Source organism: Streptomyces capitiformicae (assembly GCF_002214185.1).
Taxonomy (GTDB): Bacteria; Actinomycetota; Actinomycetes; order Streptomycetales; family Streptomycetaceae; genus Streptomyces; species Streptomyces capitiformicae.
In genome coordinates, this window is the sequence record NZ_CP022161.1 from 2,344,768 (window position 1) to 2,367,524 (window position 22,757).

General features: G+C 67.3%; 20 protein-coding genes and 1 tRNA gene. 11 read left to right on the forward strand and 10 right to left on the reverse strand.

Annotated elements, in window-relative coordinates:
- Positions 1-138 precede the first annotated feature (138 nt).
- Together trxB and trxA are read left to right on the forward strand one after the other, a co-directional pair.
- Positions 139-1,110 (forward strand): thioredoxin-disulfide reductase, encoded by a 972-nt coding sequence (gene trxB, locus CES90_RS10300; protein WP_189780884.1) that lies wholly within the window; start codon positions 139-141, stop codon positions 1,108-1,110.
- A 41-nt stretch (positions 1,111-1,151) separates the two neighbouring features.
- Positions 1,152-1,484, forward strand: coding sequence for a thioredoxin (gene trxA, locus CES90_RS10305; protein ID WP_045558506.1), 333 nt, complete (start codon positions 1,152-1,154; stop codon positions 1,482-1,484).
- A 52-nt stretch (positions 1,485-1,536) separates the two neighbouring features.
- Here the strand turns inward: trxA and CES90_RS10310 are convergent, their stop codons facing one another.
- The 9 genes from CES90_RS10310 to rpmH all read right to left on the reverse strand — a co-directional run bounded on the left by CES90_RS10310 (position 1,537) and on the right by rpmH (position 8,455).
- Entirely contained in the window at positions 1,537-2,154 is a 618-nt protein-coding gene (locus CES90_RS10310; RefSeq protein ID WP_189780883.1) for a GNAT family N-acetyltransferase, read from the reverse strand.
- 323 nt (positions 2,155-2,477) lie between these two features.
- Entirely contained in the window at positions 2,478-3,575 is a 1,098-nt protein-coding gene (locus tag CES90_RS10315; RefSeq protein WP_189780882.1) for a ParB/RepB/Spo0J family partition protein, read from the reverse strand.
- Positions 3,572-4,645, reverse strand: a complete 1,074-nt coding sequence (locus tag CES90_RS10320) for a ParA family protein (RefSeq protein WP_189781099.1) — start codon at positions 4,643-4,645, stop codon at positions 3,572-3,574. The genes CES90_RS10315 and CES90_RS10320 overlap by 4 nt, the downstream gene beginning before the upstream one ends.
- A gap of 281 nt (positions 4,646-4,926) precedes the next feature.
- Entirely contained in the window at positions 4,927-5,643 is a 717-nt protein-coding gene (rsmG, locus tag CES90_RS10325) for a 16S rRNA (guanine(527)-N(7))-methyltransferase RsmG (RefSeq protein WP_189780881.1), read from the reverse strand.
- Between the two features lie 116 nt (positions 5,644-5,759).
- Positions 5,760-6,275: a Jag family protein gene (locus tag CES90_RS10330; protein WP_189780880.1), complete on the reverse strand. Its 516-nt coding sequence runs from the start codon at positions 6,273-6,275 to the stop codon at positions 5,760-5,762.
- A gap of 15 nt (positions 6,276-6,290) precedes the next feature.
- Positions 6,291-7,571 (reverse strand): membrane protein insertase YidC, encoded by a 1,281-nt coding sequence (gene yidC, locus CES90_RS10335; RefSeq protein ID WP_189780879.1) that lies wholly within the window; start codon positions 7,569-7,571, stop codon positions 6,291-6,293.
- 3 nt (positions 7,572-7,574) lie between these two features.
- Positions 7,575-7,928, reverse strand: a complete 354-nt coding sequence (yidD, locus tag CES90_RS10340) for a membrane protein insertion efficiency factor YidD (protein ID WP_189780878.1) — start codon at positions 7,926-7,928, stop codon at positions 7,575-7,577.
- Positions 7,925-8,296: a ribonuclease P protein component gene (gene rnpA / locus CES90_RS10345; protein ID WP_189780877.1), complete on the reverse strand. Its 372-nt coding sequence runs from the start codon at positions 8,294-8,296 to the stop codon at positions 7,925-7,927. Before rnpA ends, yidD begins: the two co-directional genes overlap by 4 nt.
- Before the next feature lie 21 nt (positions 8,297-8,317).
- Positions 8,318-8,455 carry a 50S ribosomal protein L34 gene (gene rpmH, locus CES90_RS10350; RefSeq protein ID WP_003956500.1) on the reverse strand — a complete coding sequence of 46 codons (138 nt, stop codon included), beginning with the start codon at positions 8,453-8,455 and terminating at the stop codon, positions 8,318-8,320.
- A 415-nt stretch (positions 8,456-8,870) separates the two neighbouring features.
- On the opposite strand from rpmH, the gene dnaA reads away from it, so the two are divergent.
- The 9 genes from dnaA to CES90_RS10395 all read left to right on the forward strand — a co-directional run bounded on the left by dnaA (position 8,871) and on the right by CES90_RS10395 (position 21,940).
- Positions 8,871-10,871, forward strand: coding sequence for a chromosomal replication initiator protein DnaA (gene dnaA / locus CES90_RS10355; RefSeq protein ID WP_189780876.1), 2,001 nt, complete (start codon positions 8,871-8,873; stop codon positions 10,869-10,871).
- Positions 10,872-11,795: 924 nt separating this feature from the next.
- Positions 11,796-12,926: a DNA polymerase III subunit beta gene (gene dnaN, locus CES90_RS10360; protein WP_189780875.1), complete on the forward strand. Its 1,131-nt coding sequence runs from the start codon at positions 11,796-11,798 to the stop codon at positions 12,924-12,926.
- Between the two features lie 229 nt (positions 12,927-13,155).
- Positions 13,156-14,031 (forward strand): phosphogluconate dehydrogenase (NAD(+)-dependent, decarboxylating), encoded by an 876-nt coding sequence (gene gnd / locus CES90_RS10365; protein ID WP_189780874.1) that lies wholly within the window; start codon positions 13,156-13,158, stop codon positions 14,029-14,031.
- Positions 14,032-14,107: 76 nt separating this feature from the next.
- Positions 14,108-15,232: a DNA replication/repair protein RecF gene (gene recF, locus CES90_RS10370; protein ID WP_189780873.1), complete on the forward strand. Its 1,125-nt coding sequence runs from the start codon at positions 14,108-14,110 to the stop codon at positions 15,230-15,232.
- Complete coding sequence (locus CES90_RS10375; RefSeq protein WP_172638804.1) at positions 15,229-15,762, forward strand: DUF721 domain-containing protein; 534 nt, start codon at positions 15,229-15,231, stop codon at positions 15,760-15,762. Before recF ends, CES90_RS10375 begins: the two co-directional genes overlap by 4 nt.
- A gap of 395 nt (positions 15,763-16,157) precedes the next feature.
- Positions 16,158-18,227: a DNA topoisomerase (ATP-hydrolyzing) subunit B gene (gene gyrB / locus CES90_RS10380; protein ID WP_189780872.1), complete on the forward strand. Its 2,070-nt coding sequence runs from the start codon at positions 16,158-16,160 to the stop codon at positions 18,225-18,227.
- Positions 18,228-18,269: 42 nt separating this feature from the next.
- Positions 18,270-20,864 (forward strand): DNA gyrase subunit A, encoded by a 2,595-nt coding sequence (gyrA, locus tag CES90_RS10385; protein ID WP_189780871.1) that lies wholly within the window; start codon positions 18,270-18,272, stop codon positions 20,862-20,864.
- An 18-nt stretch (positions 20,865-20,882) separates the two neighbouring features.
- Positions 20,883-21,686 carry a DUF3566 domain-containing protein gene (locus tag CES90_RS10390; protein ID WP_189780870.1) on the forward strand — a complete coding sequence of 268 codons (804 nt, stop codon included), beginning with the start codon at positions 20,883-20,885 and terminating at the stop codon, positions 21,684-21,686.
- Positions 21,687-21,863: 177 nt separating this feature from the next.
- Positions 21,864-21,940, forward strand: a tRNA-Ile gene (locus CES90_RS10395).
- 206 nt (positions 21,941-22,146) lie between these two features.
- Here the strand turns inward: CES90_RS10395 and CES90_RS10400 are convergent.
- Positions 22,147-22,500, reverse strand: a complete 354-nt coding sequence (locus CES90_RS10400) for a DUF6344 domain-containing protein (RefSeq protein ID WP_189780869.1) — start codon at positions 22,498-22,500, stop codon at positions 22,147-22,149.
- Positions 22,501-22,757 lie beyond the last annotated feature (257 nt).

Here is a 22,757-nt window from a genome sequence, read left to right on the forward strand (position 1 = left end):
CCTGTGCGGTCTCTCATCTCCGTGTGCCCGGACACACCGGGAATGCACGCCCCTTAGGATCCGTTGGGTGGGGTGAGAGTTCCGAGAGCAGCTCCCACCGGCAGTACGCAGCAGTCTCCAGAGACGAGGAATCAAGCCGTGAGCGACGTCCGTAACGTGATCATCATCGGCTCCGGGCCCGCCGGCTACACGGCAGCGCTCTACACCGCGCGCGCGTCGCTGAAGCCGCTGGTGTTCGAAGGAGCTGTCACCGCAGGCGGCGCCCTCATGAACACCACTGAGGTGGAGAACTTCCCCGGCTTCCGCGACGGGATCATGGGACCCGACCTCATGGACAACATGCGGGCCCAGGCCGAGCGCTTCGGTGCCGAGCTCGTTCCGGACGACGTCGTGGCCGTTGACCTGAGCGGCGAGATCAAGACCGTCACGGACACCGCGGGCACCGTGCACCGTGCCAAGGCGGTCATCGTCACCACGGGCTCCCAGCACCGCAAGCTCGGGCTGCCCAACGAGGACGCTCTCTCCGGCCGCGGTGTCTCCTGGTGCGCCACCTGCGACGGATTCTTCTTCAAGGACCAGGACATCGCCGTGATCGGCGGCGGTGACACCGCGATGGAGGAGGCCACCTTCCTCTCCCGGTTCGCCAAGTCCGTCACCATCGTCCACCGCCGGGACACCCTGCGCGCCTCCAAGGCGATGCAGGAACGCGCGTTCACCGACCCGAAGATCTCCTTCATCTGGGACAGCGAGGTCGCCGAGGTACAGGGCGACCAGAAGCTCGCCGGGCTGAAGCTGCGCAACGTCAAGACGGGCGAGACGTCCGACCTGCCGGTGACGGGTCTGTTCATCGCGATCGGCCATGACCCGCGCACGGAACTCTTCAAGGGTCAGCTCGAGCTGGATGACGAGGGCTATCTGAAGGTCGCTTCCCCGTCGACCCGCACGAATCTGACCGGTGTCTTCGGCGCCGGTGACGTCGTCGACCACACGTACCGCCAGGCGATCACCGCAGCCGGCACCGGCTGCTCCGCCGCCCTCGACGCCGAGCGCTACCTCGCCGCCCTCGCGGACGGCGAGCAGGCCCCCGAGCCCGAGAAGACCACCGTCTGACCCTCGTCCGCCCCACCGCACCAACCAGTTAGGAGCCCTCTGTGGCCGGCACCCTGAAGAACGTGACCGACGACTCCTTCGAGCAGGACGTTCTCAAGAACGACAAGCCCGTCCTGGTGGACTTCTGGGCCGCATGGTGCGGCCCGTGCCGCCAGATCGCGCCGTCCCTCGAAGCGATCGCCCAGGAGTACGGCGACAAGATCGAGATCGTCAAGCTCAACATCGACGAGAACCCTGCCACCGCTGCCAAGTACGGCGTCATGTCCATCCCGACCCTGAACGTCTACCAGGGCGGCGAGGTCGCCAAGACCATCGTCGGCGCCAAGCCGAAGGCCGCGATCGTGCGCGACCTCGAGGACTTCATCGCTGAGTGATGTTTCACGTGAAACATGAATGGGCCGGCCCTCCTGGGTCGGCCCATTCGCTTTAGAGCGGCCGCAGCGCCGGTTCCTTCTGCACAGCTCCCAGGAGCCGGTCGAGCGCCAACTCGACGTCCTCCTTCCAGGAGAGCGTCGTCCGCAGCTCCAACCGCAGCCGCGGATACGTGGGATGAGGGCGGACCGTCTTGAACCCCACAGCCGTCAGATGGTCGGCGGGCAGGACACACGCCGGTTCCTTCCAGCGAGCGTCACCAAAGGCCTCGATCGCTTTGAAGCCCCGCCGCAGCAGGTCCTTGGCGACAGTCTGGACCATCACACGACCGAGGCCCTGGCCCTGATAGCCCTGCATGATGAAGGCAGTCATCAGCTGGACCGCATCGGCGGACACCGGGCTCGTGGGGAACGCCGTGGAGCGGGGTACGTAGGCCGGAGGCGCATAGATCACGAAGCCCACCGGCACCTCGTCCACGTAGACGACTCGGCCGCAGGACCCCCAGTCCAACAGGACGGCGGAGATCCACGCCTCCTTCTCCAGTGCGGGAGTACCGGCCTTTACCGCGGCCTCGCCGCTGACTGGGTCCAGCTCCCAGAAGACACACGAGCGACAGCGCTTGGGAAGGTCCTGAAGGTTGTCCAACGTGAGCGGTACGAGCCGACGCCCCATGAAGGCTGTTCCTCGCTTCCTTCGCCCGCAGCGTCGCGAGCGGCTGTCAGAGCGCTCCTCTCCCTGAGCAGGCTGCCGACGAACCCGCCGAGCGCGCCCAGTCCCAGGCCTGCGGTCACCAGACCGGAACGGCTCACGGTTCGCATTGCCCCGCCTCCCATTGAAGGTGCCGTCGGGTGGATGCGCCATCCCGAACGCATCGTATCCACGATGTGATTGCCTAGATACCGCCTGAAAGCAAAGAGCGGGCTGTGTCCGGTATACAACGGACACAGCCCGCTCAGGCGGTCGACCAGCCGAAAGCCGTTCTGTCACCCGAAGGCTCAGGCCTCCGCATCCTCGGAGTCATCGTCCAGAAGACTCTGCTGAAGAGCCAGCTTCTCGCCCGGGGCGAGCGTGCTGAGGATCCGCTCGAGGTCCTCCGGAGAGGCGAACTCAACGGTGATCTTGCCCTTCTTCTGACCGAGATCGATCTTCACCCGAGTCTCGAAGCGGTCCGAGAGCCGTGTCGCCAGATCGGTCAATGCCGGCGACACCCGGGAGCCGGCCCGCGGTCCCTTGGATCGCGCCGCCGTCTTCGGACGCGACCCCATGAGGGTGACGATCTCCTCGACGGCCCGCACCGAGAGCCCTTCGGCGACGATCCGATGAGCCAGCTTGTCCTGCTCCTCCGAGTCCTCGACCGACAGCAGAGCCCGGGCGTGCCCCGCGGAGAGAACTCCGGCGGCCACACGACGCTGGACCGCGGGAGAAAGCCTCAGCAGACGGAGGGTGTTGGATACCTGCGGCCGCGACCGGCCGATACGATCCGCCAGCTGATCGTGCGTGCAGTTGAAGTCCCTGAGCAACTGGTCGTAGGCGGCTGCCTCTTCCAGCGGGTTCAGCTGGGCACGGTGCAGGTTCTCCAGGAGCGCGTCCAGGAGAAGCTTCTCGTCGTCCGTGGCCCGTACGATCGCCGGGATCGCCTCGAGACCGGCCTCACGACAGGCTCGCCAGCGCCGCTCACCCATGATGAGCTCGTAGCGGGACGGACCCGACGGCCGTACCACGACGGGCTGGAGGAGACCGACTTCCTTGATGGAGGTAACGAGTTCCTGGAGAAGGTCGTCGTCGAAGACCTCACGAGGCTGACGCGGGTTCGGCTTGATGGTGTCGAGGGGCAACTCGGCGAAGTAGGCGTCGAGAGGCACAGCAGGCGCCTCCACGACGCCGTTCGACGGCTCCTCTGTTTCACGTGAAACATGCGGCAGTGTCGTCACCTTCGCGGCCGCCACCCCACGTTCAGGGGCGAGGACAGGCACTGCCGCCGGTGATGTGGAGCCAGGTCCACCCATCGCCGGCGGTGCCGCCTTCTCCCCTGTCGGGGCTGCCGGGATCAGTGCGCCGAGACCACGGCCCAACCCCCTCCGTCGCTCGCTCACTGGATCCCCTCCACCATGCTCTGGTTGCTCTGTGCGCCGATGTGGGCGTGCGTCGGGTCGTACCCCACGCCGACGCCCTTCAACGCGATTTCTCGTGCCGCCTCAAGGTAGGAGAGGGCACCGCTCGATCCTGGATCGTAGGTCAGCACCGTCTGCCCGTAGCTCGGCGCCTCGGAGATACGGACCGAGCGGGGAATGCTCGTCCGCAGTACCTCGTCGCCGAAGTGGGTGCGCACCTCTTCGGCGACCTGGGACGCCAGACGCGTCCGGCCGTCGTACATGGTGAGCAGAATGGTCGACACATGAAGGACGGGGTTGAGGTGCCCCCGCACCAGGTCGACATTGCGGAGCAGCTGTCCAAGGCCCTCCAGTGCGTAGTACTCGCACTGGATCGGGATGAGGACCTCCTGGCCGGCAACAAGTGCGTTGACCGTCAGCAGGCCGAGCGAGGGCGGGCAGTCAATCAGGATGTAGTCCAGCGGCTGCTCGTACGCCTGAATCGCTCGCTGCAGTCGGCTTTCCCGTGCCACCAATGACACGAGCTCGATCTCCGCACCGGCGAGGTCGATCGTGGCGGGCGCGCAGAAGAGACCTTCGACGTCCGGAACGGGCTGGACGACTTCCGCCAGTGGCTTGCTCTCGACCAGCACGTCGTAGATGGACGGCACTTCGGCATGATGGTCGATCCCCAGCGCGGTGGACGCATTGCCCTGGGGATCAAGGTCGATCACCAGAACACGGGCTCCGTGCAGGGCCAGCGAGGCGGCAAGGTTCACCGTCGTCGTGGTCTTGCCCACCCCGCCCTTCTGGTTGGCGACCACCATGACCCGGGTCTGCTCGGGCCGCGGCAGACCCTCGCCGGCGCGGCCCAGAGCCTCTACCGCCAGTTGGGCAGCACGACCGATGGGAGTGTCGTCCATCGGGGGCGGTGTTTCACGTGAAACATCCTCCCCCATCGACTCGGTACGGGGACCGGGGACCGGATCGGTCATCGGTCCCGCGATGTTGGCGTCGGACCGCAACGATTCACTCTCCTCGACTTCAGGCTCGCAATGAACAGAGCCTCCCATGTCTTCGGGGTCGTGAACCAGTGAGGCCTGGTGTTCTGTGGAGAAATCCACCTCTGTGGACAACTCCGTTACCTCTCCGAGTGACCCGAGAGGCTTCCGGTCGCGCGGTTCGGCCGCAGCGCGACCACGGCCGATGATGCCGTGCAGCAATGAGCGACGTTTCACGTGAAACACGATGCATAGCGGCTCAGGCCGCAACCGCGCGACACTCCGAAATGCGTAGGTTTGGAAGCTTGTGTGGAGTACGACTCGTCGTCAGGACGGATCAGCCAACGTCCACATCAACGGCGCCGACGTGCCCGTCCTGTACGGGCCGCCTTGGCGCGCTTCGCTGCAAAGCGCACACCGCCGGGGCTCTCGCCTACCTCCACGCGGACGACCGTGGACATCGGATCCACGACACCCTCGCCGACATGAAGGATGGATGTCTCCACGGCACCGAGCTTGCTCAGAGCCGTGGCCGCGCTCTTCAGCTCCTCCTCGGCGGTGTCGCCCTTGAGGGCCAGCATCTCTCCATAGGGGCGCAGCAGCGGAATGCCCCAGGCGGCCAGCCTGTCCAGCGGAGCCACGGCCCGCGCCGTCACCACATGGACCGGCTGCAGCGTCCCGAGCACCTCTTCGGCACGGCCACGGACGACGGTCACATGGTCGAGGCCCAGGAGCTCGACGACCTCGGTCAGGAAGTTGGTGCGCCGCAGCAGGGGCTCCAGCAACGTGATCTTCAGGTCGTCCCGGACGAGGGCCAGCGGAATGCCGGGCAGTCCGGCACCTGAGCCGACATCGCAGACCGTCACCCCCTCGGGAACGACCTCGGAGAGCACCGCGCAGTTCAGCAGATGCCTCTCCCACAGGCGGGGCACTTCCCGCGGGCCGATGAGCCCTCGCTGCACTCCCGCTTCCGCCAGGAGTTCGGCGTAACGGACCGCGTCCGCGTAGCGATCACCGAATACATCGCGCGCCTGCTCGGGCGCAGGGGGAAGCTCCGCTGCCTCCGTCACGGGGACCGTCCTTCCGTACCGCAAGAGCGCACTGGGCGCTGACACCAGAACAACAGGCTGACAAGGTTTCGGCCCCGCCTGCGGGCAGACGGGGCCGGAGGAACGAACGTACCGAATCAGGCGGGAAGCACGACGACGAAGCGCTGAGGCTCCTCGCCCTCGGACTCGCTGCGCAGGCCCGCACTCTTGACCGCGTCGTGCACGACCTTGCGCTCGAAGGGCGTCATCGGCTTCAGCTTCACCGGCTCGCCGGTGCTCTTGGCCTCGGCTGCGGCCTTGGCGCCCAGCTCCGAGAGCTCGGCACGCTTCTTGGCACGGTAGCCGGCGATGTCCAGCATCAGACGGCTGCGGTCGCCGGTCTCCCGGTGCACGGCCAGACGCGTGAGCTCCTGAAGCGCCTCGAGCACCTCGCCGTCGCGGCCGACCAGCTTCTGCAGGTCGCGGCTGCCCGTGTCGCTGATGATCGAGACAGCGGCACGGTCGGCCTCGACGTCCATGTCGATGTCGCCGTCGAGATCGGCGATGTCCAGCAGACCTTCGAGGTAGTCCGCCGCGATCTCACCCTCCTGCTCCAGGCGGGTGAGGGTGTCGCCACCCTCGGAGGAGGCGGCAGGGGTGGTGCCTTCCGTCACGGGATGGGCTCCTTCTTACTTCTTGGACGGGGACTTGGGGCGCTGCTGGCCCTTGCGCTGACCGGACTGCGCCTTGCTGCGGCCACCGGTGCCGGACTTGGGCGCGGCCTTCTTGGCGGCGGCCGGCTTGGCGTCCTCCGGTTCGGCGGACTTGGTCAGCGAGGTGGGCCCGGGCTTCGGCTCGGTGTCGTCGGCGGCCTTAGCGGCGCCGGACTGACGCTGGGCCTTGGTCTGGCGCTTGGGCTGCTGGCGCTTGGGAGCGCCGGTCACCGGCGTACCGTCCTCGGCCGTGGCGACGGCCGAAGCCTCGCTCTTGACCACGGTGCCGTCGGCCTGGGCCGCGAGGCCCTCCTTGCTCAGGCCGGTGATGAACTTCCGCTCGTACTCGTTGCGGTCACGCCCCTTGGCGACGATCGCCTTGACGATGGCGCGCTCACCGCGGCTGCGGGTCTTGCCGTGGTGCGTGACGTGCTTGAAGAGGCGCTCCAGATAGGCGGCCTGGGCCTTGGAACCCGGGGTCGGGTTGTTGTGGATGACGTACATCTGCTGGCCCATGGTCCACACGTTGGTGGTCAGCCAGTAGACGAGGACACCGACCGGGAAGTTGATGCCGAAGACGGCGAACATGATCGGGAAGATGTACATCAGCATCTTCTGCTGCTGCATGAACGGCGTCTTCACCGTGGTGTCGACGTTCTTCGTCATCAGCTGACGCTGCGTGTAGAACTGCGACAGCGACATCAGGACGATCATGACCGCGGTGACGATACGGACGGTGGTGATCGAGGCGTCGAGCGCCGCGGCCTCCGCGGAGCTGTCCGTGAACGTCGCGGCCAGCGGAGCACCGAAGATGTGGGCCTTCTGCGCGCTCGCCAGCAGGCTCTCGTTGATGACACCGACGGTGTCGTTGTTCGCGATGCTGTTGAGCACGTGGTACAGGGCGAAGAAGAACGGCGACTGCGCCAGGATGGGAAGGCACGAGGAGAGCGGGTTGGTGCCCGTCTCCTTGTACAGCTTCATCATCTCTTCGGACTGGCGCTGCTTGTCGTTCTTGTAGCGCTCCTGGATCTTCTTCATCTCGGGCTGGAGCGTCTGCATGGCCCGGGTCGCCTTGATCTGCTTCACGAAGAGCGGGATCAGGCAGATACGGATCAGGATCACCAAGGACACGATGGACAGGCCCCAGGCCCACCCGGTGTCATCGCCGAAGAGGGCGCCGTACACCTTGTGGAACTGGACGATGACCCAGGAGACAGGTGTCGTGATGAAGCTGAAGAGACTGGCAATCGTGTCCACTAATCATGCTCCTTGGGCATGGGACGGGCTCTCGGCGGCCGGGCTCGAAGGAACGTGCCCCTCGGTGGCCGATTCGACGGCGGAGGACCCGCCCTTGCGTGCGCGCCACGTGCCACGCAACATCTCGTGCCACCGCGGCCGCTTGCGCGGCGGGACATGGTCCACACCGCCGAGCGACCACGGGTTGCACCGGAGGATGCGCCAAGCGGTGAGTGCCGTTCCCTTGATCGCACCGTGCCGGTCGATGGCCGTGTAGCCGTAGTGGGAGCACGACGGGTAGTACTTGCACACCGGCCCGAGCAACGGGCTGATGGTCCACTGGTACAGCTTGATCAGCGCCAGCAGCGGGTACTTCATCGCGCGCCCCCTCCCAGCAGCCGCTGTAGGGCGGCGTCCAGGTCTTGGGCCAGTTGTACGTGGTCGGCGTCACCCGCACCGGGCAGCGCTCGTACGACTACCAGGCTACCGGGGGGCAACTGGGCGACTCGATCGCGCATCAGATGGCGAAGCCTCCGCTTCACCTTGTTGCGCACGACCGCACCGCCGACGGCCTTGCTCACGACGAAACCCGCACGCGTCGAGGGAGCGCTCTCCCCAGGCGCGTGCGGGTCCGTGGCACCGCTACGTAGGTGAACAACGAGGAGCGGGCGTCCGGCCCGGCGCCCTCGTCGTACCGCGGTCGCGAAGTCCTCGCGCCGCCTCAGCCGGTTCTCGGTGGGCAGCACGACGTCATGACCTGACCGGGATCAGGCGGAAAGGCGGGCGCGACCCTTGCTGCGGCGGGACGCGAGAATCGCGCGGCCGGCACGGGTGCGCATACGCAGCCGGAAGCCGTGGGTCTTCGCGCGACGACGGTTGTTCGGCTGGAAGGTGCGCTTGCTCACTCGGGGGCTCCAGAAATAAATCGGTGGTTGCGGGTGCCGTCCTGGCTGTCACCGTGCGCCCACGAGTAGCTCGCGTTAACGCCCGAGTGCACCGCTGTCCGATCACCTGACGCGATCTGTGCCCATCGGAGGCAGGCGGCAGCAGCCATCGACAACTCGACCTGGTTACGGTACGCGCGGCTACGCCATCCGGTCAAACCAGAGGTCACCGGGAGCCACTATCCACAGCCTGGGGACAACAACTTGAACCGTACCGGCCGCCGTGACTACCGTGACGGAACTCTGCTTCGTTCCCTTTCCTCGACTGCTGGGATCCGACCCACCCACCAGACCTGGTCCCGAGCGCACCGACCGAGATCCGTCCCGACCCGTCCCAGAACCACACGTTCGTGGGACCTGTGAGAGAGCGTGCCCTGTGGCTGACGTACCTGCCGATCTTGCCGCAGTGTGGCCACGAGTACTGGAAAAGCTTCTCGGTGAGGGCCACGGCCAAGGTGTCGAGGTGAAGGACGAGCGCTGGATCAAGCGCTGCCAGCCGCTCGCGCTGGTCGCGGACACCGCTCTTCTCGCCGTCCCGAACGAGTTCGCGAAGGGCGTACTCGAAGGCCGCCTCGCGCCGATCGTCAGCGAGACCCTCAGCCGGGAGTGCGGCCGCCCCATCCGTATCGCGATCACCGTCGACAGCTCGGTGGGCGAGCCCCCCGCCCCGCCCGTCCAGCCCCGCTTCGAGGAACCGGAACCCCCCTCGGGCGCGGGTCAGCATCGGGACGCCTACGACAGCAGGGACACGTACGACGGTCAGGGACGGGACCCCTATGACAGTCAGGGCTCGTACGAGAGCCAGGCTCGGGATCACTACGAGAGTTACGGCCGCCACCGCGCCGACGACCGCGGGCCGGGACGCGGCGAACAGCTGACCGGTGGGCCCGGCGACCAGCTGCCGCCCCCGCGCACGGAGCAGCTTCCCCCCGGTCGCGCCGATCAGCTGCCGACCGCTCGGCCCGCGTACCCGTCCGAGTACCAGCGCCCCGAGCCGGGCGCCTGGCCGCGGCCCTCGCAGGACGACTACGGCTGGCAGCAGCAGCGTCTCGGTTTCCCGGAGCGGGACCCGTACGCATCGCCGGCGCAGAACTACCGCTCGCAGTCGCTGGAGAGGCCGCCGTACGACCAGCAGCGTCCGGAGTACGACTCCGGCCGCGTTGACTACGAGCAGTCCCGCACCGACTACGACCGGCCGGGCAGCGACTACGACCAGCGGCCGGACCGGCGTGAGCTGCCCGAGCCGTCGCCGGGTCCGGGGCATGTGCACCGTGGCGGTCCGGCCGGCAGCGCGCCCGGCCCGCTGGCCGCTCAACCCGCGCCCGCGCCCGGACCGGGCGAGCCCACGGCCCGGCTGAACCCCAAGTACCTCTTCGACACGTTCGTCATCGGCGCCTCGAACCGCTTCGCACACGCCGCCGCGGTGGCCGTCGCCGAGGCGCCGGCGAAGGCGTACAACCCCCTTTTCATCTATGGGGAGTCTGGACTCGGCAAGACGCACCTGCTGCACGCCATCGGGCACTACGCGCGCAGCCTCTACCCGGGCACGCGGGTGCGATACGTGAGCTCCGAGGAGTTCACCAACGAGTTCATCAACTCCATCCGCGACGGCAAGGGCGACAGCTTCCGCAAGCGGTACCGCGAGATGGACATCCTGCTCGTCGACGACATCCAGTTCCTCGCGGACAAGGAGTCGACGCAGGAGGAGTTCTTCCACACCTTCAATACGCTCCACAACGCCAACAAGCAGATCGTGCTCTCCAGCGACCGGCCGCCCAAGCAGCTGGTGACGCTGGAGGACCGGCTGCGGAACCGTTTCGAGTGGGGTCTGATCACCGACGTCCAGCCGCCCGAGCTGGAGACGCGTATCGCGATCCTCCGCAAGAAGGCAGTGCAGGAGCAGCTCAACGCCCCGCCGGAGGTACTGGAGTTCATCGCCTCCCGCATCTCGCGCAACATCCGCGAACTGGAGGGCGCGCTGATCCGGGTGACGGCCTTCGCGTCACTCAACCGGCAGCCGGTGGACCTCGGCCTGACCGAGATCGTCCTCAAGGACCTGATCCCGGGCGGCGAGAACGCGTCTCCCGAGATCACCGCGACCGCGATCATGGCGGCGACGGCCGACTACTTCGGGCTCACCGTCGAGGACCTGTGCGGCACCTCCCGCGGCCGCGCCCTGGTGACCGCCCGCCAGATCGCCATGTATCTGTGCCGCGAACTGACCGACCTGTCGCTGCCCAAGATCGGCGCGCAGTTCGGCAACCGCGACCACACCACCGTCATGCACGCCGACCGCAAGATCCGCGCGCTGATGGCCGAGCGGCGCTCCATCTACAACCAGGTGACGGAGCTGACGAACCGCATCAAGAACGGCTGACAGAAGGCCGTCGTACGACGCTGAGGGCGCCCCGGGACGAGTTCCCGAGGGCGCCTTCGGCGTTCGGGGAGCCCTCGTGGGGGTGCCCTGGCCGTTCCCACGCGCGTCGTCCGAGGGCTGCTCCCGTCGCCGGGTCGTCATCAACTGTTCGAATACCTGCCGCGTTACGGCCGCCCTCCACAGATTCGGTGACTTTCTCCCGTCCACACCCTGGGGACTGGGAAGTTATGCAGATCGTGTCCACAGAGCTCCCTGTCGAGAGATCATCGAGGCTGGTCAGACACCTGTGGATTGGTGGACGAACGATCTCCACAGTCTGTGGACGAAGCAGAGATCCACAGACTGTGGACGGAGTTGTCCACCGACAACCCACAGGCTGTGGCCGGTTGTCCCCAGTGATCCCCAGCTTCTCCACATGCCTGTCCACTGTTCGGCAGCGCGATGCGCCCTCTCACCGCGTCGAGTGAAAGGCGTCACACGAAGTTGCCTGGTTGGGCTGTGGGAAAGGTGGGTAAACCTGGGGACGCCGTTGGGGAGAAGTGCCCTGGGCTGTGCACGGTGTGTGCAGAACTTTCTGTTCTCCACAGAGACACCTGGTTGTCCACCGCCTCCACCCACAGGCCCCGTGGACAAAATCTGCCGCCTGAGCTGCGGAAACGGGGTTATCCACGGTTTCCACAGGCCCTACTACTACTCCCAACTAGAGAGAGCTGGGAATTCGTTTCGAAGTGGGTCCTGTGCACAACTCGCTCTCGGCTGCCAGACCGCGCCTCGTCACGACTTGACCCCGAGAGGCTCCGAGTGTCAGTGGCGTGCGTCAGACTGGTCCCCGGTGTCCTTCCCCTCACAGGAACCAGCGACACCGAGACAGACGACGAAGCCAGGCAGGGCGAGAAGCGCCGGCAACAGCAGGAGGCGGCAACAGTGAAGATCCGGGTGGAACGCGACGTACTCGCGGAGGCAGTGGCCTGGGCGGCGCGCAGCCTCCCGGCCCGTCCGCCGGCGCCTGTCCTCGCCGGCCTCCTTCTGAAGGCCGAGGAAGGCCAGCTGAGCCTGTCCAGCTTCGACTACGAGGTCTCCGCGCGCGTGTCCGTGGAGGCGGAGGTCGACGAGGAGGGCACGGTCCTCGTCTCGGGCCGTCTCCTCGCGGACATCTGCCGCGCCCTCCCCAACCGACCGGTGGAGATTTCCACAGACGGTGTACGGGCGACCGTGGTCTGCGGCTCCTCCCGGTTCACCCTCCACACACTGCCTGTGGAGGAGTACCCGTCGCTGCCGCAGATGCCGAACGCCACGGGCACCGTCCCCGGCGAGGTCTTCGCCTCCGCGGCCGCCCAGGTGGCCATCGCCGCCGGGCGTGACGACACGCTGCCCGTCCTCACCGGTGTGCGCATCGAGATCGAGGGCGACACCGTCACGCTGGCGTCCACCGACCGCTACCGCTTCGCGGTCCGTGAGTTCCTGTGGAAGCCGGAGAACCCGGAGGCGTCCGCGGTCGCCCTGGTGCCCGCCAAGACGCTCCTGGACACCGCCAAGGCGCTCACGAGCGGCGACAGCGTCATCCTGGCGCTGTCCGGCTCGGGCGCGGGCGAGGGTTTGATCGGTTTCGAGGGCGCCGGCCGTCGTACGACGACGCGTCTCCTCGAGGGCGACCTCCCGAAGTACCGCACGCTGTTCCCGACGGAGTTCAACAGCGTGGCCGTCATCGAGACCGCTCCGTTCGTGGAGGCCGTCAAGCGTGTGGCCCTGGTCGCCGAGCGGAACACCCCGGTGCGGCTGAGCTTCGAGCAGGGCGTGCTGATCCTGGAGGCCGGCTCCAGCGACGACGCACAGGCTGTGGAGAGGGTCGACGCCCAGCTGGAGGGCGACGACATCTCGATCGCCTTCAACCCGACGTTCCTGCTGGACGGCCTGAGCGCCATCGACTCCCCGGTCGCCCAGCTGTCCTTCACGACGTCCACGAAGCCCGCGCTGCTCAGCGGCAAGCCGGCGGTGGACGCGGAGGCGGACGAGGCCTACAAGTACCTGATCATGCCGGTGCGGCTGAGCGGCTGAGCGGCTGAGCGGCTGAGCGGCTGAGCGGCTGAGCGTCCCGACGATCCTCGCGGTTGTCCACAACACTGTGGGGCCCGGTGGATGGATCACCGGGCCCTCGACACGAAGCCGCAGGTCGGAGGGTACGTATGAGCGCGTATGCCCACAGGTGTGCGTGAGCGTCCGGGTTTAGGCTCGTGTGTGGGTACGCAGGTGCCCTCATGCCACGTCGCAACCTAAGGAACAACTGATGGAGCTCGGTCTCGTCGGCCTCGGCAAGATGGGCGGCAACATGCGCGAGCGGATACGCCGCGCCGGCCACACCGTCATCGGATACGACCGGAACCCGGATCTCGCCGATGTCCACAGCCTCGAAAAGCTTGTGGGCAAGCTCAAGGGCCCCCGCGTCGTGTGGGTGATGGTCCCGGCCGGTGCCGCCACCCAGTCGACCATCGACGAGCTCGCCGAGCTCCTGCGGCCCGGCGACGTGGTCGTGGACGGCGGGAACTCGCGCTGGACGGACGACGAGAAGCACGCCGAGGAACTGGCGGCCAAGGGCATCGGTTTCGTCGACTGCGGCGTCTCCGGTGGTGTCTGGGGCCTGGAGAACGGCTACGCGCTGATGTACGGCGGCGACGCCGAGAACGTCGCCAAGGTGCGGCCGATCTTCGACGCGCTCAAGCCCGAGGGCGACCTCGGCTCGGTGCACGCCGGCAAGGTCGGCGCCGGGCACTTCGCGAAGATGGTCCACAACGGCATCGAGTACGCGATGATGCAGGCGTACGCCGAGGGCTGGGAGCTGCTGGAGAAGGTCGACTCGGTGACGGACGTCCGTGAGGTGTTCCGCTCCTGGCAGGAGGGCACGGTCATCCGCTCCTGGCTGCTGGACCTCGCGGTCAACGCCCTTGACGAGGATGAGCACTTGGAGCGGCTCAAGGGTTATGCACAGGACTCGGGCGAGGGCCGTTGGACTGTGGAGGCCGCCATCGACAACGCCGTGCCGCTGCCCGCGATCACGGCCTCGCTCTTCGCGCGGTTCGCCTCACGCCAGGAAGACTCCCCGCAGATGAAGATGATCGCGGCGTTGCGGAACCAGTTCGGCGGCCACGCGGTCGAGAAGAAGTAGCCCACAGCAAGTAGCCAGCAGTAATCCACAGGGCCGCACAGCGGTCCACAAGCCTGGGGGAGGTCGGCACCCGACCATGCACGTCACGCATCTGTCGCTGGCCGACTTCCGCTCGTACGCCCGGGTCGAGGTCCCGCTCGACCCGGGCGTCACCGCGTTCGTGGGCCCCAACGGGCAGGGCAAGACGAACCTGGTCGAGGCTGTCGGCTATCTCGCGACCCTCGGCAGCCATCGCGTCTCCTCCGACGCGCCCCTGGTCCGCATGGGCGCCGACCGCGCGGTGATCCGGGCGCAGGTGCGCCAGGGGGAGCGTCAGCAGCTGGTCGAGCTGGAGCTGAACCCCGGCAAGGCCAATCGCGCCCGTATCAACAGGTCCTCGCAGGTCAGGCCGCGTGATGTGCTCGGCATCATACGGACGGTGCTGTTCGCGCCCGAGGACCTCGCCCTGGTCAAGGGCGACCCCGGGGAGCGGCGTCGTTTTCTCGACGAGCTGATCACCGCTCGGGCGCCCCGCATGGCGGGCGTGCGCTCCGACTACGAGCGGGTCCTCAAGCAGCGCAACACGCTCCTCAAGACGGCCGCGCTGGCCCGCCGTCACGGGGGCCGCACCATGGACCTGTCGACGCTCGACGTGTGGGACCAGCACCTCGCGCGTGTGGGCGCCGAACTGCTTGCCCAGCGTCTGGATCTGGTCGCTGCCGTCCAGCCGCTGGCAGACAAGGCGTACGAGCAGCTGGCGCCCGGCGGCGGCCCTGTGAGTCTGGAATACAAGCCCTCCTCGCCCGGCATCGTCGGCCATGCGCGCGAGGAGCTGTACGAGCAGCTGATGGCCGCCCTCGCCGAGGCACGCAAGCAGGAGATCGAGCGGGGCGTCACCCTCGTAGGACCCCACCGGGATGATTTGGTACTCAAACTTGGCCAGCTGCCCGCCAAGGGATACGCCTCTCACGGCGAGTCCTGGTCGTACGCCCTCGCGCTGCGCCTCGCCTCGTACGACCTGCTGCGGGCCGAGGGCAACGAGCCGGTGTTGATCCTGGACGACGTCTTCGCCGAGTTGGATGCCCGCCGCAGAGAGCGCCTGGCGGAGCTGGTCGCCCCGGGCGAGCAGGTGCTGGTGACCGCGGCGGTCGACGACGACGTACCGGGCGTACTGACGGGGACGCGGTACGCCGTCTCCGACGGGACGGTGGAGCGCGCATGAGCGGATCCGAGGGGACCCCGAAGCCTCCCGAGCCCTCCGGCGTGGACCTCGCGCGGGTGGCGCTGCGCGCCGCCAAGGAAGCCGCACGCGCGCGTGGGGATGCCGCGCAGCAGAAGAAGCAGGCGCGGCGCGGTGGCGGTCTGCGCTCCGGAGCGCGAGCCGACGGCCGTGACCCGATGGCGCTCGGATCCGCCATCAACCGGCTGATCACCGAACGGGGCTGGGAGACTCCGGCCGCCGTCGGCGGGGTCATGGGCCGCTGGCCGCAGATCGTCGGCGAGGACCTGGCCAAGCGCTGCGTGCCGGAGCGATACGACGAGGACGAGCGGGTCCTGCACGTGCGGTGCGACTCCACGGCGTGGGCGACGAACGTGCGGATGCTGGCACCGCAACTGGTCGCCCGGCTCAACGAGGACCTCGGCCACGGCACGGTACGGCTGCTCAAGGTGCACGGCCCCGATGGTTCCGCCCGTCGCTACGGTCCCCTGCGCGCCCCGGGAAGCACCGGCCCCGGCGATACCTACGGGTGACCGTAGTCACATTCTCAGGCGCATTTACGCCGCCGAGCGGCAGTCTCCGGCTGTCCGGTGAACGGCCAGGTGCTCCGGCGCGCGCGTTCGCATGCGGTTGCGAACGCCGACCTGACCCGGGGGTAGCAAAGGGTTGACACCCGGAAGCGCTGAGTGCCTCCTTGAGCCTCTTGGAGCCCCGCTCCGCATATGGGGAGTCGGGAGAGACCGGTTCAGGGCGGCACATGCGGACTCAGGTACCGGCAAACCCCCATCACTGTCGGCGCTACCGGTAGACTGGAAGCTAATCCCGCCCCATTCGTGGGGAACGCTTCGGAAACACTGTGCAACGCTGACAAAGGCTTCCACCGCAACATGCCGCAGCCGCTCCGGCAAACCCGCCGGGAGTCTGGCTTGTGCTGTGCCAGAAAGGGCGCTTCGTGGCCGATTCCGGCAACCCCAACGAGAACATCCTGTCCACCGAGGCCCCGGCTGGAGTCGCCGAGGCCTCAACCACGGCGTACGACGCCAGCGCCATCACCGTCCTCGAGGGCCTGGACGCGGTCCGCAAGCGCCCCGGTATGTACATCGGCTCGACCGGTGAGCGCGGACTTCACCACCTCGTGTACGAGGTCGTCGACAACTCGGTCGACGAGGCGCTGGCCGGCCACGCGGACACCATCGACGTGACGATCCTGGCCGACGGTGGTGTGCGCGTCGTCGACAACGGCCGTGGCATCCCGGTGGGCATCGTCCCGTCCGAGGGCAAGCCGGCCGTCGAGGTCGTGCTGACCGTCCTGCACGCGGGCGGCAAGTTCGGCGGCGGCGGCTACGCGGTCTCCGGCGGTCTGCACGGCGTGGGCGTCTCCGTGGTGAACGCCCTGTCCTCCAAGGTCGCGGTCGAGGTCAGGACCGACGGCCACCGCTGGACGCAGGACTACAAGATGGGCGTCCCCACGGCGCCGCTGGCCAAGCACGAGGCCATCGAGAAGACCGGTACGTCGGTCACCTTCTGGGCCGACGCGGACATCTTCGAGACGACCGAGTACTCCTTCGAGACGCTCTCGCGGCGCTTCCAGGAGATGGCGTTCCTCAACAAGGGTTTGACGATCAAACTCACTGATGAGCGCGAGTCGGCGAAGGCGACTTCCGGGGCGGACGAGGCAGGCGCGGACGAGACCGCAGAGGTCAAGACCGTCACGTACCACTACGAGGGCGGCATCGTCGACTTCGTGAAGTACCTCAACTCCCGCAAGGGAGACGCGGTGCACCCGACGGTGATCGACCTCGAAGCCGAGGACAAGGACAAGAGCCTCTCCCTCGAAGTCGCGATGCAGTGGAACAGCGGTTACACAGAGGGCGTCTACTCCTTCGCCAACATCATCCACACGCACGAGGGCGGTACGCACGAAGAGGGCTTCCGCGCGGCGCTCACCAACCTGATCAACAAGTACGCGCGCGACAAGAAGCTGCTGCGTGAGAAGGACGACAACCTCACGGGTGACGACATCCGCGAGGGTCTGACGGCGATCATCTCGGTGAAGCTCAGCGAGCCGCAGTTCGAGGGACAGACCAAGACCAAGCTGGGCAACACGGAGGCCAAGACCTTCGTCCAGAAAGCGGTCTACGAGCACCTCAACGACTGGCTGGACCGCAACCCGGTCGAGGCGGCGGACATCGTCCGCAAGGGCATCCAGGCGGCCACCGCGCGCGTGGCGGCCCGCAAGGCCCGGGACCTCACGCGGCGCAAGGGCCTCCTCGAGACGGCTTCCCTGCCGGGCAAGCTCTCCGACTGCCAGTCGAACGACCCCATCAAGTGCGAGATCTTCATCGTCGAGGGTGACTCCGCCGGTGGCTCGGCCAAGTCCGGCCGGAACCCCGAGTACCAGGCGATCCTCCCGATCCGCGGCAAGATCCTCAACGTGGAGAAGGCCAGGATCGACAAGATCCTGCAGAACCAGGAGATCCAGGCGCTGATCTCGGCCTTCGGTACCGGAGTCCACGAGGACTTCGACATCGAGAAGCTGCGCTATCACAAGATCATCCTGATGGCGGACGCCGACGTCGACGGCCAGCACATCAACACCCTGCTGCTGACCTTCCTGTTCCGCTTCATGCGGCCGCTGGTCGAGGCCGGGCACGTGTTCCTGTCCCGTCCCCCGCTCTACAAGATCAAGTGGGGCCGGGAGGACGTCGAGTACGCGTACTCCGACCGCGAGCGCGACGCGCTGATCGAGATGGGCCGCCAGCGCGGCAAGCGCATCCGGGAGGACTCCATCCAGCGCTTCAAGGGTCTCGGCGAGATGAACGCCGAGGAACTGCGCATCACGACGATGGACCAGGAGCACCGCGTCCTCGGCCAGGTCACCCTCGATGACGCCGCTCAGGCCGACGACCTCTTCTCGGTCCTGATGGGCGAGGACGTCGAGGCGCGCCGCGCGTTCATCCAGCGCAACGCCAAGGACGTCCGCTTCCTCGACATCTGAGTCGGTCTCAGCTGACCGCACCAGGAAGGATCTTCACCGGCAATGGCCGACCAGAACACTCCAGTGACGCCCGAAGAGGGCGGCGAGACCGTCATGCGTGTCGAGCCCGTCGGGCTCGAGACGGAGATGCAGCGCTCGTACCTCGACTACGCGATGTCCGTCATCGTGTCCCGCGCGCTGCCCGACGTACGCGACGGTCTCAAGCCCGTCCACCGCCGCGTCCTGTACGCCATGTACGACGGCGGCTACCGGCCCGAGAAGGGCTTCTACAAGTGCGCCCGCGTCGTCGGCGACGTCATGGGCAACTACCATCCGCACGGCGACTCCTCGATCTACGACGCGCTGGTCCGCCTCGCGCAGCCGTGGTCGATGCGGATGCCGCTGGTCGACTCCAACGGCAACTTCGGCTCCCCGGGCAACGACCCGGCGGCGGCCATGCGCTACACCGAGTGCAAGATGGCGCCGCTGTCGATGGAGATGGTCCGCGACATCGACGAGGAGACCGTCGACTTCACGGACAACTACGACGGCCGCTCCCAGGAGCCGACCGTCCTGCCCGCCCGCTTCCCGAACCTGCTGATCAACGGCTCGGCGGGTATTGCGGTCGGCATGGCGACCAACATCCCGCCGCACAACCTCCGCGAGGTCGCGGCCGGCGCCCAGTGGTACCTGGAGAACCCGGACGCCTCTCACGAGGACCTGCTGGACGCGCTGATCGAGCGCATCAAGGGCCCCGACTTCCCGACCGGCGCCCTGGTGGTCGGCAGCAAGGGGATCGAGGAGGCGTACCGCACGGGCCGTGGCTCCATCACGATGCGCGCGGTCGTCGAGGTCGAGGAGATCCAGAACCGCCAGTGCCTGGTGGTCACGGAACTGCCGTACCAGGTCAACCCGGACAACCTCGCGCAGAAGATCGCCGACCTCGTGAAGGACGGCAAGATCGGCGGCATCGCGGACGTCCGCGACGAGACGTCGTCCCGTACGGGCCAGCGTCTGGTCATCGTCCTGAAGCGTGACGCGGTCGCCAAGGTCGTGCTGAACAACCTGTACAAGCACACCGACCTGCAGACGAACTTCGGCGCCAACATGCTGGCGCTGGTTGACGGCGTGCCCCGCACCCTCTCCCTGGACGCGTTCATCCGCCACTGGGTGACGCACCAGATCGAGGTCATCGTCCGTCGTACGCGCTTCAGGCTGCGCAAGGCCGAGGAGCGCGCGCACATCCTGCGCGGCCTGCTGAAGGCCCTGGACGCCATCGACGAGGTCATCGCGCTGATCCGGCGCAGCGACACCGTCGAGATCGCGCGTACGGGCCTGATGGGCCTGCTGGAGATCGACGAGATCCAGGCCAACGCGATCCTCGAGATGCAGCTGCGTCGCCTGGCCGCGCTGGAGCGTCAGAAGATCCTCCAGGAGCACGCCGAACTCCAGGCGAAGATCAACGAGTACAACGAGATCCTCGCCTCCCCGATCCGCCAGCGCGGCATCGTCAGCGAGGAACTCGCCGCGATCGTCGAGAAGTACGGCGACGACCGCAAGACCATGCTGGTGCCCTACGACGGCGACATGTCCATCGAGGACCTGATCGCCGAGGAGGACATCGTCGTCACCGTCTCGCGTGGCGGCTACGTCAAGCGGACCAAGACGGTCGACTACCGGGCGCAGAAACGCGGTGGCAAGGGCGTACGCGGCACGAAGCTCAAGGAAGACGACATCGTCGACCACTTCTTCGTGTCCACGACCCACCACTGGCTGCTCTTCTTCACCAACAAGGGCCGCGTCTACCGGGCCAAGGCCTACGAGCTGCCGGACGCCGGGCGTGACGCGCGTGGACAGCACGTCGCCAACCTGCTGGCCTTTCAGCCGGATGAGGCGATCGCCGAGATCCTCGCCATCCGCGACTACGAGGCGGCGCCCTACCTGGTGCTGGCCACCAAGGGCGGACTTGTGAAGAAGACGCCTCTGAAGGATTACGATTCACCCCGTTCCGGCGGTGTGATCGCGATCAACCTCCGTGAGAAGGAGGACGGTTCCGATGATGAACTGATCGGAGCCGAACTCGTCTCGGCAGAGGATGACATCCTTCTGATCAGCAAGAAGGCACAGTCGATCCGCTTCACGGCGACCGACGAGGCGCTGCGGCCCATGGGCCGTGCCACCTCGGGTGTCAAGGGCATGAGTTTCCGTGAGGGAGACGAGCTGCTCTCGATGAATGTTGTTCGACCCGGTACGTTCGTGTTCACTGCCACAGACGGTGGGTACGCGAAGCGGACCGCCGTCGACGAGTACCGCGTCCAGGGTCGCGGTGGCCTCGGAATCAAGGCCGCCAAGATCGTCGAGGACCGCGGTTCGCTCGTCGGCGCGCTGGTGGTCGAGGAGACCGATGAGATCCTCGCCATCACGCTGTCAGGCGGTGTGATTCGTACGCGAGTCAACGAGATCAGGGAAACCGGCCGTGACACCATGGGCGTCCAACTGATCAATCTGGGCAAGCGCGATGCCGTGGTCGGTATCGCCCGTAACGCCGAGGCGGGGCGCGAGGCGGAAGAGGTCGACGGCGACGAAGCCGTGGACGAGGCCGTCGAAGTCGCCGCGACGACCGGCGCGGCCGAGGGTGAGGGACCCTCGGCCGAGTAGCACGAGGAGTGAGTCAGCGTGAGCGGAGCCACGGGCGCCGGATCGTCCGGTTCTTCGGCCGGCCCTTCGACCGGTGCGGAGGCGGATGGCGGCGGCCGTGGCTCCGCCGCGCGTGCGATGGACACGCACACCACCCAGCTGAAGGCGATCAAGCCGAGTGCGGCCGACGCGTCGTCGGCCGACGGGCAGGGATCCCAGGGGGGAACCGTGACGGACACCCGGGGTCCGCAGACACAGCAGCAGGGAGGCCCGGCCGCGGCCAAGGGCGGGCCCGGCCCGGCTTCCGCCCAGGCACAGTCGCACGCGCAGCCCCCGGCGCAGGCCGGTGGCTCGGCGCTGCCCGGGGAGCGGAGGCCGCAGCAGCAGGGCCCGTACCACCCGCCGCAGGCCTACCAGCCGGCCCCCGAGAGTGCCTCGCGCAAGCCGCGTACAGGGGCGCGTACGACGCCTCGTACGCGTAAGGCACGGCTGCGGGTGGCCAAGGCCGACCCGTGGTCCGTGATGAAGGTCAGCTTCCTGCTCTCCATCGCCCTCGGTATCTGCACCATCGTCGCGGCCGCGGTGCTGTGGATGGTCATGAACGCGATGGGCGTCTTCTCGACGGTCGGTGCCACCATCTCCGAGGCCACCGGCTCGAACGAGTCCAACGGCTTCGACCTGCAGTCGTTCCTGTCGCTGCCCAATGTGCTGATCTTCACGGCGATCATCGCGGTCATCGACGTCGTCCTCGCCACCGCCCTCGCCACCCTCGGGGCCTTCATCTACAACCTCTCCGCGGGCTTCGTGGGCGGCATCGAGCTGACGCTGGCCGAGGACGAGTGAGCGTCGTCTCTCAGCGACATGTGAGCCGGGGGACGGCGTAAAACGCTGTCCCCTACGGGGTGTCCCACCTCGCCTAGGGCCGCCACCGGCCCCCTCCAGGTATCGATTTTGGGACTGCCCACGTCGTGCGCTAATCTTCAGGAGTCAGCGCGCGGGACACACACCGCAGAGCGCGGCGGGGCTATAGCTCAGTTGGTTAGAGCGCATCCCTGATAAGGATGAGGCCACAGGTTCAAATCCTGTTAGCCCCACCAGCATGAAGACCCTCAACCAATCATGGTTGGGGGTCTTCTTCGTTCGCTCGGCATGTCGGCGTCGGCTGCGGGGCGGTGGAAGCCGGAGACGAGTACCGGATGCGGATGCGAGAAACCCCCGGCTGGGGGCGGCCGGGGGTTTCTCGGTGTTCTGCGAGGCGTTGTACGCAAGATCGACGTGGGATGGGTGTCGGGCGGGCGGGGGATCAGCGCTGGAGAGGTGCGACGGGCTCAGCCTGTGGGAGAGGGGCATCGGGGGCGGCTACCGGGCTGATGAGGGTCCTGGCCGTGTCCGTGGCCGGGCGGTGGCGGCAGGAGGGCGAGGAGCCGTGGGCCTCGGCGCGGATGCGTTGCTTCATCGTCGGGGGCAGGGCGTGGTCGTGGAGTCGGGTCTGGAGGGGCAGGGCCGGTGTCCTCGCGGGAGCCGCGCAGTTGCGGGTCGTCTCGGTCTGCTGTACCGCGGCGCCTGCCGTGGTGGTGATGAGTCCGAGCGCCGTGCACAGCGCGAGGAAGGCGGTGATGATGGCGGTCCACAGCTTCATGACCTTGTTCTGGGCCATGGCCCCTCACTTTCGGGTTGGGCGATTTGCGTACTTTCCTCATGATGTGTATGTGGGCTCCGAAGTGGGGGACCGACGCCCATGGCGCGGCGATCTTCAGATGAACATCACTCGGATGGAGGCCAGGCCTGCGGAAAGCTCCAGGAGCGAGGAGGCGCCGGGGTTCGGAGGGGTGTGAGAGGTGTGATGGCCCTGTGTGGTGAACCTACGATCGGAATGGCGACATCCGGTTCTACTGCGGCCGTGCGGGCGGGAGT